Source organism: Pedococcus sp. P2_E2, assembly GCF_056403955.1.
Map to the genome: position 1 here is coordinate 48,539 of NZ_JBFUEM010000009.1, position 16,230 is coordinate 64,768.

Here is a 16,230-nt window from a genome sequence, read left to right on the forward strand (position 1 = left end):
CGTGCCCCTGGACCTCGGGTCTCCAGGTCAGCGAGGTGTCCGGTGACACACGCAGGGGCGGGGACGTCACGGCATACCAACGGGTAACCTGAGGCCCGTGAGCACCGGTAACGACGCCTTCGACCTGTTCAAGATCTCCGAGGACCACGAGGCCCTGCGCGAGGCAGTGCGCGCCGTCGCGGAGGACAAGATCGCTCCGTATGCCGCGGCCGTGGACGAAGAGGCGCGGTACCCCCAGGAGGCGCACGACGCCCTGGTGGCCTCGGACTTCTTCGCGCCCCACATCGCCGAGGAGTACGGCGGCGTGGGCGCCGACGCCCTCGCGACCTGCATCGTCATCGAGGAGGTCGCCAGGGTCGACGCCTCCGCCTCGCTCATCCCGGCCGTCAACAAGCTCGGCACGATGCCGTTGATCATCGCGGCGAACGACGAAGTGAAGAGGCGCTACCTCACGCCCCTCGCGGAGGGGAGGACGACGTTCTCGTACGGGCTGTCCGAGCGCGAGGCCGGCTCGGACACCGCGGCCATGAAGACGCGCGCGCGGCGGGACGGTGACGACTGGATCGTCAACGGGCAGAAGTCCTGGATCACCAATGCCGGCGTCTCCGAGTACTACACCGTCCTGGCTGTCACCGACCCCGACGGCAAGCGCGGCAACAACGTCACGGCGTTCGTCTTGGAGAAGTCCGACGAGGGCTTCACGTTCGGTGAGAAGGAGCGCAAGCTCGGCATCAAGGGGTCCCCGACCCGCGAGCTGCACTTCGACAACGTCCGTATCCCCGGCGACCGGATCGTGGGCGCCGAGGGTGAGGGCCTCAAGATCGCGCTGGCGACCCTCGACCACACCCGCGTCACCATCGGTGCGCAGGCCGTCGGGATCGCCCAGGGCGCACTGGACTTCGCGGTCGGCTACGTCAAGGAGCGCAAGCAGTTCGGCAAGCACATCGCCGAGTTCCAGGGCATCCAGTTCATGCTCGCCGACATGGCGATGGCCGTCGAGGCCGCGCGGCAGATGGTCTACGTCGCGGCGGCCAAGTCCGAGCGGGGTGACAAGGACCTTCCGTTCTTCGGGGCGGCCGCCAAGTGCTACGCCTCGGACGTCGCGATGCAGGTCACCACCGACGCCGTCCAGCTGCTCGGTGGGGCGGGCTACGTCCGCGACTTCCCGCTCGAGCGGATGATGCGCGACGCGAAGATCACCCAGATCTACGAAGGCACCAACCAGATCCAGCGCGTCGTGATGGCCCGCCAGCTCCTCAGGTAGGGACGGCTGAACCGCCTCAGGGCGGTTGCCAGGTCCGCGCTGCCGTACGACGTTGGCGCTACGCGATTCGGCGCACGTTCTTCGACATCTGGCATAGGCCGGGCGACGGATGAGCATCGGCGCGCGCCCCACTAGCGTTGTCGAGCACGCCTGCACGGGGTCGCGCAGGCAACCACTACGTGCTGAACCGCTGGTTGGAGGCAGATCATGCCTGGAACTTTCCCTACCAGGCTGATCGCTCGCCTGGCGGTCGCCGTCGTCGGCTGCACTGCGGGTCTCGCGCTGGCGCCACCGGCCTGGAGCACGGCTGCCGATGGCACCTTCGTGGTGACATCGACGGGTGATGGCGGCGACCCCCTGACCGTCGACAACTGCTCCGCCGGAACGGGCGAGTGCACCCTGAGGGCAGCCATCCTCGCAGCGAACGCCCATTCCAATGTCGACGGGGGGACCGACGTCATCAGCTTCGCGATTGCCGGCGCGGAGCCTCACGTCATCGCCCCGACGAGCGTGCTGCCTGTACTCACCGACCAGGTGACCATAGATGCCGGCCTGCCGGCCCCGTGGGCGCCCCGGCGCGTGGAGCTCAGTGGTGCAGAGTGCAACCCAACCGGAAACCCCTGCGATGGCTTGGTGGTGGGGGGATCGGGCACCATCATTCGAGGGCTTGCGGTGCATGAGTTCTTCGCGGGGATCCGCAACATCTCGGGACGTGGCGACGGCCTCGTGGTCGAGGGGGACTTCATCGGGACGAACGCTGCAGGCACGGCTGTCGTCCAGCGTCCCTTCGCGCCCACGAGCAGCGGGGTCCTACTGGACCACGTTGAGGGCGTGCGGGTGGGAGGCGATCTCGCACAGGGCGAGGGCAATGTCATCGCCGGGCACCCCTTTGCGGAGGTTGACGGCATCGCCACACCGGGGGTCGAGGTGCTGGGCAACCACATCGGCGTTCTCGCCGACGGCCTCACTCCGCGAAGCGGCGGCGCCGGAATCAGGCTGCAGCAGGCCAGCGGCAGCCAGGTAGGCACCAGCGCAGCGCCCAACGTCATCTCCGGCGGCAGCTCGGGCGTGGGACTGCTCCTGCTGGACACGGCGGGAACCAAAGTCCAAGGCAACCTGATCGGGGTGGACTGGACCGGGAGTGTGCGCGCGGGAAACGGAGGAATCGACGTTCAGTCGGAGGGCATCCTGATCGGTGGGGCAGGTTCCGGGAACGTCGTCTCGGGAGGTTTCGGGATCCACGTGTCCTCGAACCCGGCGACAGGGGCGGAGGGCTCCACCGTGGTGAGCCACAACCTCGTGGGAACCGATGTCACCGGAACGGTCGCCATCCCGAATGCCGACGGAGTCACGATGGTGGACACCGGCAGCCTGGTGGAGGACAACGTGATTGCTGGCAACTCGGGCAACGGACTCGTGATCGGAACGAATGCCGGTCCAGGACATCGTGTCCTCCGGAACTGGATTGGCGTCGGCACGGACGGAACTGCGCTGGGCAACGGAGGCTTCGGTGTCTTGGTCTCGGACGACTTCGAGGGCGGCGCCCACGTCGTCGGCGGCGCGGCCGGGGATGGCAACACGGTCGCCTTCAACGGCCGGGGCGGCATCGCGATCGCACATCGCCCAGAGATTCCCGGGTTGCCGCTGCCACGCGGCGTCACGATCCGATACAACTCGGTGCACGACAACGGCACGCAAGGCTCGCCCGCGCTGGGGATCGACCTGCCGAGCGAGGCCGCACTGGGTGCGCCGGATGGCATCGACGACCTCGACGCCGACGCGGGCGCCAACGACCTCCAGAACGCTCCGGAGATCCTCGCGGCGACGACGACGGACACGGCGACCGTGGTCAGCGGTCGACTGCGCAGCACGCCGGGCGAGCGGTTCGACATCGATCTGTACGAGAACGGGGCATGTGACGAGACCGGGTACGGCGAGGCAGAGAAGTTCGTGGCCACGCAGGCTGTCACGACTTCGGGGTCAGGAAGCAGCACGCCGGGAGTGGCGTCCTTCAGTTTCACCGTGACGCCGCCCGTAGCCGATGGACACACTCTTGCCGCCTCCGCCACGAACGCGAACGCAAGCACCTCCGAGCTGTCCCGGTGCGGCGCCCCGTTGCCTGGGGCGAGGGTGTCCTACACGGGGCCCACCACCGTGACCTACTCGGACCCCGCCACCCTGAGCGGCCGACTCGAGACGGTGGCGGAGCCGCCGGCGCCGATCTCTGGCAAAACCCTCTCGCTCACGCTGGGGAGCCTGTCCACGGTGACGGCCGGGCCCACCAGTGCCGCGGGCACCGCCAGCGCCGCCGCACTCACCGTGACTCTCAAACCAGGCCCAACCACCGTCACGACCGAGTTCGCCGGCGACGACGTCTACAACCCCGCGACTGACACGGATCCCGTGACCGTCGCGAAGGAGAGCTGCACCCTCGCCTACACGGGCGACACGTCGGCGACCACCGGAACAACGAGCACGCTGAGCGCCCAGTTCGGCGAGAGCGACACCAACCCCGGTGACTGGTCCGGACACGTGCTCGACTTCGCGGTCGTCGGCTCCAGCGGGAACACCTCGCACTACACGGCCACGACCACCGACGCAGGTTTGGCCAGCACACGGGTCCAGCTCCCGCCCGACGCGCGTCGTGTGGGGGTGAGCTTTGCGGGTGACGACTACTACCTACCCTGCGCCACGTCCGCCGACACCAGCCTGATCGTGCAGCCGGCGAACACGGTGGTCACCTACACAGGACCTGCCACCGCCACCTACTCCGATCCCCTCACGCTCAGCGGACGGCTGGTGACCGGCGGCACCCCTGCGTCACCGATCGCAGGGAAGACCCTGTCCTTCACGCTGGGCGCGATGCCCACCGTGACCGGTGGCCCCACGGCGGCCGATGGCACTGCCTCGTCGACGCCGTTCGCCGTGACGGCCACACCGGGCCAGCGAACCGTGACCACCCACTTCGCCGGCGACACGGCATACGGGGAGGCGACCGACACGGATCCCGTCACGGTGCTGCGAGAGGACTGCACCTTGAGCTACACCGGTGACCTGCTCGTGAGCCCGCTGGCGTCGACGACGCTGCGCGCCCAGTTCGGGGAGAGCGACACCACCCCCGGCGACTGGTCAGGACATGCCGTCGAGTTCGTCGTTCTCGACTCGGCGTCCGCGACCACCGTGTACGCCGCTGCCACTGATGCGCAGGGGGTCGCGTCGCGAACCGTTGCCCTGCCTGCCAACGTCTATGGCGTGGGCGTCACCTTCGCCGGGGACGAGTTCTACAACTCCTGCCGCACCGCCCGCGACGCGGTGTTCACGGTCGAGCAGGCAAGAGCGAAGGTGACAGGTGGCGGCTGGGTCAGCACCGGAATCGGGCGCACCTCCTTCGGGTTCAACCTCATCCCGCAAGCGGGAGGCGCCTTGACCAGCCAGTTCCAGGCGCGTACGGCAGACAAGGACACGTTCCACGGATCTGGCCCCGCGACGGCGACCGTGCTGTCAGCCGCCTCAGTTCGCTGGACGGGTACCGGACGGTGGAACGGTGTGACCGGCTACGGATACACCGTCACCGTGGTGGACAACGGATCCTCGGGCGCCAAGAAGGGCGACACCATCTCAATCGTCGTCTATCGAGTGGCAGATCCTGCACATCCGGTCTTCTCCACGGGGAGTCAGACGCTCAAGGGCGGCAACATCACCGTCCACTGAGGCGGGGAGGGCCATACCTCGGCGGTCAGCCGCCGGAGGGCTTGCCGTCGGTGCCGGCCGGGGGCGCCTCGAGGGGCTCGTCGTTGCGGAGCATGGTGAACAGCGCCTTGGCGCGCTCGGAGTTCCACTTGACCGAGCTCCCGGCCGACGTCTGGTAGTTCACGCTCTGGATCGGGACCACGAGGCTGAGGCCCTGGTCGTTGGAGACGGCCCGCATGGCGAGCAGCACGCGGCTGGCGTCACGCATCGAGGTGTCCTCACCGACGATGAGACCCTTGGCTGCGGCGTGGGTGAACCCCCAGTAGCGCGTCGGGACGAGCACGGTGGAGGGGGTGGCGGCCTTCTTCATGATGGCGGCGAGGAACTGGCGCTGCCGCTCCGCGCGACCGATGTCGCCGCGCGGGTCGGAGTAGCGCGCGCGGACGAAGCCGAGGGCGTTCTTGCCGTCGAGGACCTGGCACCCCTTCTTCAGGTTGATGCCGGCCTTCTTGTCGTTCATGCGGAACGGCACGCAGATGTTGACGCCGTCGACGCTGTCGACGACCGAGGCGAAGCCGGCGAACCCGATCTCGACGTACCCGTCGATGTGCAGGTCGGTGACCTGCTCCACGGTCTGGACCAGGAGGTTCGGCCCGCCGAAGGCGAAGGCTGCGTTGATCTTGTTGCTGCCGTGCCCGGGGATCGGCACGTAGGAGTCGCGCGGGATCGAGATGAGGGCGGGCTTGCCACCACTCTGGGAGACGTGCACGAGGATGATCGAGTCGGTCCGACGGCCCGCGGCGTTGCCGGTGGCGTACTCCTTGCGCTGGGCCGCGGTGAGCCCCTCGCGACTGTCCGACCCCACGAGCAGGTAGGTGAATCCCTTGCTCTCCGGGGGTCGCTTGCCGGCGGGCGTGGTGTCGACCTTGGTCACCGAGTTCCACGCGTGCAGCGGCGTGAAGACCATGAACGCCACCCACGCCACGACCAGCAGTAGGACGACCCGCACGATCGGGAACCTGCGCCGGCGCCGAGGGGGTGACGTCTCGTCATACCCCGGGCCTGCAGGTGTCGCCGACGAGCCACGGCCGGACCCGGCAGCGGCGACCGAGGCCGGGGGAGCCGACTCGGCCGCGCGGGCGGCCTTGTCGCGCCGTCGGCCACGCACGTCGACGGTGTAGACCCCTTCGCCCTCGGGCGTCCCCTCGCCGTCCGACAGCCCCCCGGCGTCGGCGCCGCTGCCACCGCCACCCTGGGGGATGGGGCGTGCGTCGTCGGGGCGTTGGGGGCGTCCACTCATGCGGCAAGTCTGGGGTGAGGGGGTGGTCGAGGCAAAACGCCGCACGAAAGTTGCCTAGACGCAGAACAGCCAATTCCATGACGAAACGACCCGGCGACACGACACTCTGGAATCCCACGCGTCACAGAATTCTCACCTGTTGCGTCCCATACTGATGCACCATGAGCCGCCCGACCGTTGCCGACCCGGGACTGGTCGTCCCTCGCCGCGCGACCGGGCCCCGGCCGTCGCCCTCGGGCTGGCCGGCTGACGGCGTCTACCTGTCGGGAGGCCCCGGTCGCCGACTGGGCGATGCCACCCCGGCCAGCCCCCGGATGCGACGACGGCGGGCGTTCACCCTGGTCGCCCTGACGTTGGTGCTCCCGGGCGCCGCGCAGCTCGTGGCGGGGAACCGTCGGCTCGGACGCCTGGGTCTGCGGGTGTGGCTGACCATGGTCACGCTCGTCGTCGCGGTGGGGCTGCTCTTCCTGGCGAGCCGGTCGACGGCCCTCGGGCTGGTCGGCCGACCCTGGCTGATGCTCGGCCTGCAGTGGGTGCTCACGGGCTTCGCCGTCCTGTGGGCGGTGCTCTTCGTGGACGCCTGGCGGCTGGGTCGCCCCAACGGGCTCGTCGCCGCCTCGCGGCGCTGGCTCACCGGGCTGACGGCCGCGCTGCTCGTGGTCACCTCGGGCGGCCTCGTGTATGCCGCGCAGACCGTAGGTGCCGGGCGCGAGGCCCTGGGGGCGATGTTCCAGGGCAACAGCGCGATCGCGTCGACGAACGGGCGGTACAACATCCTGCTCCTCGGGGCCGACTCCGGCCGCGACCGGGTCGGCACCCGGCCGGACAGCATCCAGCTGGTCAGCCTCGACGAGAAGACCGGCCGGGCGGTGACCTTCGGCTTCTCCCGCGACACGGAGAACATCAACTTCCGCCCCGGTTCCACCATGGCTCGGCTGATGCCCGAGGGCTGGAACTGCGGCGACGAGTGCCTGCTCAACGGCCTCTACACCTGGGGGCAGGAGCACGCTGCGCTCTTTCCCGCGGGAACCCGCGATCCGGGCATCGTCGCCACCCGCGAGGCGGTCGAGGCGCTCAGCGGTCTGGAGGTGCACTACTACGTGATGATCGACCTCAAGGGCTTCCGCCAGATGGTCGACGCCGTCGGCGGCCTGGACATCACCGTCAAGCACCGCACCCCGATCGGCGGGGGCACCTCGCCCATCGTCGGGTGGATCGAGCCCGGTCACCAGCACCTCGACGGGTACCACGCCCTCTGGTACGCCCGCTCCCGCCAGGGGTCGACCAACTACGAGCGGATGGCCAGGCAGCGGTGCGTCACCACGGCGATGGCCAGCCAGCTCGACCCCCAGACGGTCCTGCTGCGCTTCCAGAAGATCGCCTCGGCCAGCGCCGGGCTGATCGAGACCGACCTGCCCCAGTCCGAGCTCGGGCGCTTCGCCGACCTGGCCATCAAGACGCGTTCGCAGAAGATCCGCGGCGTCAACTTCGTCCCGCCGCTGATCAAGCCGTGGGACTACGACCCCTCCGTGGTCACCTCGACGGTCCGGTCCACCATCGCCGCGTCGGAGAAGGCGGGCAGTACCAGCTCGAAGAGCAAGGCGCCGGCCGCCCCCCGGCCCGTGGTCAAGCCCAGGCACCAGCCGGGCACGGCCGTCCAGGACCCGGCCAAGGCGGCGGGGAACGCGGCGGAGAGCGATCTCTCCTCCGTATGCTCATCCTCCTCATGACGAGTACGCCGCCCGACGAACCGCTCCGCACGGCCCCCTTGGCGCCGCTGCCGTCGCTGCCCAGCGTCGGAGTGGTGATGCCGATCCTCAACGAAGAGCGGCACCTCGAGGAAGCGGTGGACGCCGTGCTGGGGCAGGACTACGACGGCCCCGTCCACCTGGTCCTCGCGCTCGGACCCAGCCACGACCGCACCGACGAGATCGCACGGGGCATCACCGATCGCGAACCCCGGGTGCGGAGCGTAGGCAACCCGTCGGGTCGCACCCCGGAGGCGCTGAACGCCGCCCTGGGCGCGCTCGACGAGGTCGACGTGGTCGTCCGGGTCGATGGGCACGGCGTGCTGGACCGCGACTACGTCAGCACCGCGGTGAGCCTCCTGACCGAGACGGGGGCAGCCAACGTCGGTGGCCTGATGGACGCCGAGGGCGTCACGTCGTTCGAGCGGGCCGTTGCCGCAGCCATGACCTCCAGGCTCGGCGTGGGAGCTGCCCGGTTCCACACCGGTGGCGAGGCCGGGCCGGCCGACACGGTCTACCTCGGCGTGTTCCGGCGTGAGTGGCTCAGCAGGTTGGGCGGCTACGACCCGCGTTTCGTCCGCGCCCAGGACTGGGAGCTCAACCACCGGATCCGGGAGGCAGGCGGGCTGGTCTGGTTCTCGCCCCGGCTCCGGGTGGCCTACCGCCCGCGGCCGACCCTCCGGGCACTGGGCCGGCAGTACCGCGACTACGGCCGCTGGCGCCGGGTCGTGGCCCGCACCCACGCGGGCACGATCAACGCGCGCTACCTCGCGCCTCCGGCGGCGCTCGTCGGAATCCTCGCCGGGCTCGTGGGGGGCTTCGTCTGGTGGCCCCTGTGGCTGGTGCCCGCGGCATACCTCGCCGTCATCACCGTGGGCGGGCTGTCGGTCCGCGACTCGCGGCTGCACCTGGCGGACCGCCTGTGGCTGCCGGTCATCCTGCCCACCATGCACCTGTGCTGGGGCTGGGGTTTCCTGTCCAGCCGCGTGCGGATCGACACCTGAGCGGTCGCGTATGCCGTGGGGCCGGCACCGCGCGGCGCCACGCCTCGCGGGTGCCGGCGGACGGCTCAGCGGCAGGCGTCGAGGCGGTAGAGCGTGTAGTCCCCGGCTTTGCCGACCACGGTGAACCCAGGGGCGTCGGGAACCGCGTCGATGCCTTCGTAGAGTCGTTTCTGGTACGCGCTCCCCGTCTTCGACCTGCCTCCCGCGAGGACGTGGGTGACGCCCAGCCGGCGGGCTGCCGTGCACACCTCGGGGTCGTTCGAGACCTCGTCGAGCTTGCGACCGAGAAGGGCGCGGTCGCCTTCGGTCCACGACTTCTCGGTGGGGAAGAGCAGTGACCGGTCACTCGTGAGATAGAGGTAGGTGCCACCTCGCCACGGGTTGGCCGCCACCACATCGCCCGGCGGCACCTTGGCCCCCAGGGTGCGCAGGGCGTCGAGGTTGGACTTGGACACCCAGGCGCCGCGACCGCTGGTGACGAAGAAGGGGCGCAGGGCTTCGCGATGCGAGTGCAGCCCGAGCCCGGCCGTCCCGGCCACGAACGCGACGGCCACGACGGCGGCGATCGCCGGCGTGGGCTGGGTGCGTGGTCGGCCACGGCGGATGGCGGCCACGACGAGCTCGGTGACCCCGGTCAGCGCCGCCGCGGCCAGGACCGCCCCGGTGAGCACCATGAGTGCTCCGAGCCTTGGCGAGTTGTTGTACCAGGGCCAGGTGAACCAGCGCGTGTGCGGCGTGTCGACCAGGGTGATCGCGAGGTAGAGCGCGAGGACCCCGCCGTGCGCCAGCACGAGCCACACGTGCGACCTCCGCACGAGCAGCACGAGGCCGCCGACAGCCACCGCCAGACCGACGCCCCACACCGGCAGCAGGTTCCTCGGGGCGAAGAAGGCGACGTCGATCAACCCGTCGTGCACGGACATCTCCGGACCGGGCCCGTTGGAGGCGCGCATCGCCGTGGACACCCAGGTCGCGCCCACCCAGATCAGGGCTGCCACGAGCAGCACCCCGAGGGCCGCGCCGGCGAGGCCGACGGCGGCGCGGGCGTTCCTCCGTCGCTGCCGCCAGGCGCCGCGCACGAGTCCGGCAACCCCGGCCAGGGTGCCGAGGAGGAAGAAGGCGATCAACGCGCTCGGGTGCGCCGCCGCGAGGCCCGGAAGGGCGGCGGTCCCCACGAGCGCCGAGCGGGCCCGGACCGGCCCATCGACCACGACGACCAGGAGCGCGAGCGCGCCCGGCAGCAGGGCCTGGCCGTAGAGGTTGGGCCACAGGACGCCGTACCCCTCCATCCAGAACGGATAACCGGAGAACGCCACGGCGGCGAGGGAGGCGGCCAGGGTCGGCCACCAGCCGGTGCCCAGCACCCGGCGGGCGAGCAGCATGAGTCCGAGCGGCCACACGACTGCGGCCAGGACGAGGCTGGTCGCGGAGGCCGCCACGACGGGCGTGCTGCCGGTCAGCTGGGCCACCGTCGCGGCTACGGCGTGGAAGGCCGCGGGGTAGAAACCGCCGGCGCCGGAGGCGGCGAAACCCCCGGCGTGGAGCGTGGAGACGTCACCCCGCTCGAGCATCCACTGGATGGTCCCGAGGTGGAAGATCGTGTCGGGGCTCTGGGGGAACGTGGTCGGCCGACCGCTGACCGGCAGGACGACGAGGGCAACCACCACGGCCGACACGGTCCCCCCGACCAGCAACGACCACAGGCTGCCGTCGTCGCCGACCTCGGGGCGTGAGCGCAGCAGCCGCCCCACGATGGCGCACGCGCCGACCAGGAGGAGGAAGCCGGACACCAGGGGCAGGGCGCCCCACGAGACGCCCGCCGTCGCCGCTGCGACGCCGGCCAGCGCGATGGTCGTCGTGCCGAGCAGGGGCCCGACGGCGAGGGCGGTCGGCCACCGCAGCCCGGTGAGCCGGGCGCCAAGGGCTCCGGGGACGACCAGCAGCACCGTGGCGACCAGGACGACCGGAAGGGCTTCCAGCCAGGTGGTGCTTCCCAGCCCCATCAGGGTCGCGTCGCCAGGTCGACGATTCCGCGGTTTCGGAAGGCGTGGCGGCCGGGCGGGCGCGTCGGTCGGGTCATGGCGGACAGCATACGAGCGGGGTCTGGCCGACCTCGTCGTCGCCACCCGGGCCGAGGGTGCCGGCGGCTATGCTGCATTGCCCCTGCTCCCCTCGAGGAAGAACCGCATGCCCGACGCGCCTCGCGGCGACTGGTGCCTTCGATGAAGTCCTGGCGCGCCCTCCTGCGCACCGCGGTCGGCAGCGGTCTCTCGTCCGGTCCGTTCCTTCCGGGATGGCTGGCCATGACCCGGGTGCTGGTCGTCGTCGCCCTCACCGTGGGCTACCTCGCGAGGCGCCCCCACGACGTCGTGGTCTGGTGGCCGGTGGCCGTCATCCTCCTCAGCACCGCCGGTGAGACGCTGGCCCGTCGGCTGCTCCCGACTCCCCGGGCGGTCCAGCTGCCGGGCTACGCCGACCCCGACGTGTCGTGGGTGAGTGGCGTCGTCCCGGCCGCCCTCTCCGCGCTGCTCCTGCTGGCGCTGGCCGTCGCTGCGCGCTGGTCGCCCGGCGTGGTGGCGGTGGCCGCCGCCGTCCAGGCAGCCGTGCTGCTGGCTGCCGGGCTGCAGCTGGTGGCTGCGTATGCCGGGCGGCGGGCCCGGGGCGCAGCCGTGCGTGAGGCGCTGGCTGCCTACGCACCCGAGTTCGTCCTCTACACCGCCCGTCGGGGCGGCGCCTACCAGCTGGACATGTGGCTGCCGCACCTGCGCGCCCTCGATCGCCGGTTCGTGGTCGCGACCCGCGACCCGGTGGCCCTGGCGGCGCTCGGGGGAGTGGCGGAGGTGCCTGTGCTCGCCTGCCCCGCCTGGCGTGACCTCGACAACGTCGTCGTGCCGAGCCTGCGAGCGGCCTTCTACGTCAACAGCGTCGCGGCCAACGCCGACTTCGTCACCTACCGCCAGCTCACCCACGTCTACCTGGGGCACGGGGAGTCCGACAAGGCCCTGTCACACCACCCCGCGCACGCGATGTACGACCGGATCTTCGTCTCGGGCCAGGCCGCCATCGAGCGGTACGCGCGGCACGGCGTCCAGGTGCCCGCCGGCAAGTTCGTGGTCGTGGGCAGCCCCCAGTCGGCCGCCGTCCTGCGCGCCCAGCGGCCGGTCGCGGAGCTCGCAGCGCCGACGATCCTCTACGCGCCGACGTGGCAGGGCTACAACGACGACTCGTCGTACTCGTCTCTGCGACAGGGAGTCCGGCTCGTCACGAGCCTGCTGCGCCGACCGGGCGCCGTCGTCTTCCGGCCCCATCCGTTCTCGCGCTCGCGTCCCGCCGAGGCCGTCCTCGTCAGCGCGATCGAGCAGTTGCTCCTCGAGGACGCCCGCGTGACCGGAAGGTCCCACGTGGTCGGGCTCGACGAACCGTTCGCCGCGTCGGCCAACCGCGCCGACGTCATGGTGGCCGACCTGTCCAGCGTGGTGACCGAGTTCCTCGCCGCGGACAAGCCGTTGGCGATCATCGCCGACGCCGACCTCTCGACCTTCAGGCAGCGCAACCCGGTCGCCGACGCGGCATACCTGGTGGCCTCCGATCTCGCCAACCTCGACGAGGTGCTCGCGGAACTGCTCGGGGCTGATCCGCTGAAGCAGGAGCGCGCCGCCGTGCGCGCCCGCTACGTGGGCGCTGACGGGGACCGCGCGTTCGGCGAGGCGGTGCTGGAAATCCTCGACCGAGCCCAGCCGCCTGCCGGTCAGACACCTGCCAGCCGGTAGGGTCGCGTCCGTGACAGAGTTGCGCACGGTGGCCGTGGTCCTCGCGGGTGGAGTCGGCAGCAGGGTCGGGCTCAGCATCCCCAAACAGCTCATCAAGATCGCCGGTCGGCCGATCATCGAGCACACGATCGAGGCGCTCGACAGCAGTCCCCTCGTCGACGAGATCATCGTGATGATGACGCCCGGCCACCTCGACCCGGTCCGCGCAATCGTCGCCACCGGCGGCTACTCCAAGGTGACCCAGATCCTCGAGGGCGCCGACACCCGCAACGGCACCACGGGCCGGGCCCTGCAGGCCCTCGGCTCCGAGGAGTGCAACGTCCTGTTCCACGACGCCGTGAGGCCCCTGCTCAGCCAGCGCATCATCGCCGACTGCGTGGCCGCCCTGAAGACCCACGAAGCGGTCGACACCGCCATCCCCTCGGCGGACACGATCATCTCCGTCACCGACGAGAGCGAGATCAGCGACGTCCTCAAGCGCTCGGAGCTGCGTCGCGGCCAGACGCCCCAGGGTTTCCGCCGGTCGGTGATCTCCCGGGCCTACGAGCTGGCGTCCCGCGACCCGAACTTCGCGGCGACGGATGACTGCACCGTCGTGCTGCGGTACCTCCCCGATGTGCCCATCGCCGTCGTGGCGGGCGACGAGCGCAACATGAAGGTCACCGAGCCGATCGACGTCTACCTCGCCGACAAGCTCTTCCAGCTCACCAGCCACGACCTGCCCGAGGACCACACCGACGACGAGTTCGGTGAGGTGCTGCGCGGCAAGACGATGGTCGTCTTCGGGGGCAGCTACGGCATCGGCGCCGACATCGTGACCCTGGCCGAGCGCTTCGGGGCCACGGTGCGTTCGTTCAGCCGCTCCGGCACCCGCACCCACGTGGAGCGCAGGGCCGACGTCGTGGCTGCACGCCAGAAGGTCCTCGAGGAAACCGGCCGCGTGGACTTCGTGGTCAACACCGCTGGGGTCCTCCCGCGGGGGACCCTGGAGGAGACGACGGAGGAGACGATCTACGCGGCCACCGAGGTCAACTACATCGCACCGATCCTGATCGCCCAGGAGTTCTACCCCTACCTGCGCGAGGCGGGGGGAGCCCTGCTCCTGTTCACCTCCAGCTCCTACACCCGCGGTCGTTCGGGTTACAGCCTCTATTCCTCGGCCAAGGCCGCCACGGTCAACCTGACCCAGGCGCTGTCGGACGAGTGGGCCTCCAGTGGCGTCCGGGTCAACTGCGTCAACCCTGAGCGCACCGGAACTCCCATGCGCACCAAGGCCTTCGGTCAGGAGCCGGCAGACAGCCTCCTCGACTCCGAGACCGTCGCGAGGGCTGCCCTCCGAGTGCTGGTGTCCGAGCTGACCGGTCACGTCATCGACATCCGTCGCGCCGACCCGTTCTCGACCCACGAGCTGACGTCGGCCCTGGCTGACGACATGCACCAGACAGAACCGCATGACGAGATGCCCGAGAACGCCGAGTCGGCCAGCGGTAGCGACCGCTCCTAGGGCACGAACCCGTTGCAACGAGAGGGAGTCCAGTGTCGGTAAAGGTGAGCGTGGTCGTGCCGGTGTACAACCCGGGACCGTACATCGACCCCTGTATCGAGTCCCTGCTCGGACAGACCCTGCCCGCCGAGGAGCTCGAGCTCATCTTCGTCGACGACGGTTCGACCGACGACTCCCTGGCGAAACTGCGTGCCGTCGCTGCCAAGCACCCCCAGGTGACGGTGATCCCGATCCCCAACTCGGGCTGGCCGGGGAAGCCACGGAACATCGGGGCGGACCAGGCCAAGGGCGACTACGTCATGTTCGTGGACCAGGACGACACGATGGAGCCCGAAGCCCTCGAGCGGATGCACACCCTGGCTGCGGCCCACGGCGCCGACGTCGTGCTGGGCAAGGTCATCAGTGACTTCCGGGGGGTCAACCACGAGGTCTACCGCACCCATCGCCCGTCCTGCACCGTGTTCGACGCACCCCTCATGGAGAGCCTCACCCCGCACAAGATGTTCCGCGCGGAGTTCCTGCGCGAGAAGGGGATCCGCTACCCCGAGGGCGCCCGGCGCCTCGAGGACCAGCTCTACATGGCGAAGGCCTACTTCCAGGCCAAGGCGGCGACCATCGTCGGCGACTACGTCTGCTACCGCTACCTGCGCCGACCCGACGGCGGCAACGCCGGCTCGAAGCGCTTCGACCCGGCCATCTACTACGCCAACCTCCGCGAGGTGCTCGACGTCGTCGACGCGCACACCGAGCCCGGCGAGGAGCGCGACCACTTCTACCGCCGCTTCCTGCGCGTCGAGCTGCTCGGTCGCCTGGGCGGCGGCAAGGTTCTCAAGCACCCCGAGGACTTCTTCGAGGCGCTGCTGCGAGAGGTCCGTGCCCTGCTCGAGGAGCGTTTCCCGCTCACGGTCGACCAGGGCATGGGCGCCGCCATGCGCGTGCGGGCCGGCATCGTCCGCGGTGGAGACCGGGAGCAGATCCTCGCCCTCGCGCGTGAGTACAACGCCGTCAAGGCGCTCGCGGTCCTCACCGGTATGCGCACGGTCGGCTCCACCTTCGAGGTGGACGTCGAGGTGCGACTGACCCATCGGGGCAGTCCGCTCGTCCTCGAGTCCCGCGACGGAAAGCTCTACCTGCCCAGGGCTGTGGTCGGCGACGCCGCCACCGACGAGGAGCGGCGCGTCGACGACCAGGTCGACGCGGCATACGGCGACGTCGTCCTGCGCCACCGCGACCTGCGTGACGAGTGGTTCCTGCCCGCCCCACTGGAGGTCTCCCTGGAGCCGAGTGGGAGCGGCAAGCAGGTGGTGTGGCGGGGGACCGCGACGGTCGACCCCGCGACCGCCGCGGGTGGCTCGCCGCTGCGCTCCGGCAAGCAGGACTTCTACCTCCGGCTCGGCTGCTTCGGGTGGGCCCGGCAGCAGCGGATGGGCGCAGACCGCCGCGACGGACTCCGGGTGCCGGACCTGTTCGTGGAGCCGGGTGGACGGCTCGTCGAGCGGTTTGACACCGACCCGCACCGCAACCTCAGCCTCAACGTCGGCATCCCCAAGGACCGCGCGCGGACCCTGCTCGCCAAGTCCGCCGTGCGGTCGGCCTCACGCACCACCGTCGAGATCGCCCCCAACGTCCATCTCGCCGGGGCCAGCGGCCAGGGGAGTCTGGGGCTGCGTCGCGCCGACGGACACCGCACCTCGTGGAAGGTCGCCACGGAGGGTGGTCCCACCTGGGTGGCCACCGCTCCGGAGGGTGACCAGCTGCGCCCAGGCACGTACGAGCTGACCCTGTCGGCGCCGGGACCGTGGGGTGCCGTGCGACTGCTCGAAGTGGTCGTGGTCTCGCCGCTCGGAGTCAGCACCCGCAGGGCCACCGCGGGACCGACCACGGTCGAGCGCCTGACCCGCCTGGCCGCCCGCGCCCGCCGATCTCTCAAGCGCTGACGCGGCCCTCAGC

The 16,230-nt window shown here is 70.5% G+C and carries 9 protein-coding genes; 7 read left to right on the forward strand and 2 right to left on the reverse strand.

Annotated elements, in window-relative coordinates; all coding sequences use genetic code 11:
* Positions 1–97 precede the first annotated feature (97 nt).
* Both AC1DWR_RS17885 and AC1DWR_RS17890 read left to right on the forward strand, forming a co-directional pair.
* On the forward strand, positions 98–1,264 hold the full coding sequence (locus tag AC1DWR_RS17885) for an acyl-CoA dehydrogenase family protein (protein WP_477614949.1): 1,167 nt from the start codon (positions 98–100) through the stop codon (positions 1,262–1,264).
* A gap of 207 nt (positions 1,265–1,471) precedes the next feature.
* Complete coding sequence (locus AC1DWR_RS17890; RefSeq protein ID WP_477614950.1) at positions 1,472–4,975, forward strand: CSLREA domain-containing protein; 3,504 nt, start codon at positions 1,472–1,474, stop codon at positions 4,973–4,975.
* A 25-nt stretch (positions 4,976–5,000) separates the two neighbouring features.
* On the opposite strand, the gene AC1DWR_RS17895 is transcribed toward AC1DWR_RS17890, so the two are convergent.
* Positions 5,001–6,254 (reverse strand): LCP family protein, encoded by a 1,254-nt coding sequence (locus AC1DWR_RS17895; protein ID WP_477614951.1) that lies wholly within the window; start codon positions 6,252–6,254, stop codon positions 5,001–5,003.
* 161 nt (positions 6,255–6,415) lie between these two features.
* Between AC1DWR_RS17895 and AC1DWR_RS17900 the strand changes: the two genes are divergently transcribed.
* Together AC1DWR_RS17900 and AC1DWR_RS17905 are read left to right on the forward strand one after the other, a co-directional pair.
* The gene (locus AC1DWR_RS17900; protein WP_477614952.1) at positions 6,416–7,984 is read left to right on the forward strand and encodes an LCP family protein; all 1,569 of its coding nucleotides are present in this window, start codon (positions 6,416–6,418) and stop codon (positions 7,982–7,984) included.
* The gene (locus tag AC1DWR_RS17905; RefSeq protein ID WP_477614953.1) at positions 7,981–9,006 is read left to right on the forward strand and encodes a glycosyltransferase family 2 protein; all 1,026 of its coding nucleotides are present in this window, start codon (positions 7,981–7,983) and stop codon (positions 9,004–9,006) included. The genes AC1DWR_RS17900 and AC1DWR_RS17905 overlap by 4 nt, the downstream gene beginning before the upstream one ends.
* 65 nt (positions 9,007–9,071) lie before the next feature.
* Here the strand turns inward: AC1DWR_RS17905 and AC1DWR_RS17910 are convergent, their stop codons facing one another.
* Positions 9,072–11,009, reverse strand: a complete 1,938-nt coding sequence (locus AC1DWR_RS17910; RefSeq protein WP_477614954.1) for a DUF6541 family protein — start codon at positions 11,007–11,009, stop codon at positions 9,072–9,074.
* Between the two features lie 219 nt (positions 11,010–11,228).
* Here AC1DWR_RS17910 and AC1DWR_RS17915 point away from each other — a divergent pair, with 219 nt between their 5' ends.
* From AC1DWR_RS17915 to AC1DWR_RS17925, 3 genes are read left to right on the forward strand one after another with little or no spacing between them, the layout of a single operon-like run.
* Entirely contained in the window at positions 11,229–12,776 is a 1,548-nt protein-coding gene (locus tag AC1DWR_RS17915; protein WP_477614955.1) for a CDP-glycerol glycerophosphotransferase family protein, read from the forward strand.
* 10 nt (positions 12,777–12,786) lie between these two features.
* Positions 12,787–14,280, forward strand: a complete 1,494-nt coding sequence (locus AC1DWR_RS17920; RefSeq protein ID WP_477614956.1) for an SDR family NAD(P)-dependent oxidoreductase — start codon at positions 12,787–12,789, stop codon at positions 14,278–14,280.
* Between the two features lie 44 nt (positions 14,281–14,324).
* Entirely contained in the window at positions 14,325–16,217 is a 1,893-nt protein-coding gene (locus AC1DWR_RS17925; protein WP_477614957.1) for a glycosyltransferase family 2 protein, read from the forward strand.
* The last annotated feature ends 13 nt before the right edge of the window (positions 16,218–16,230 follow it).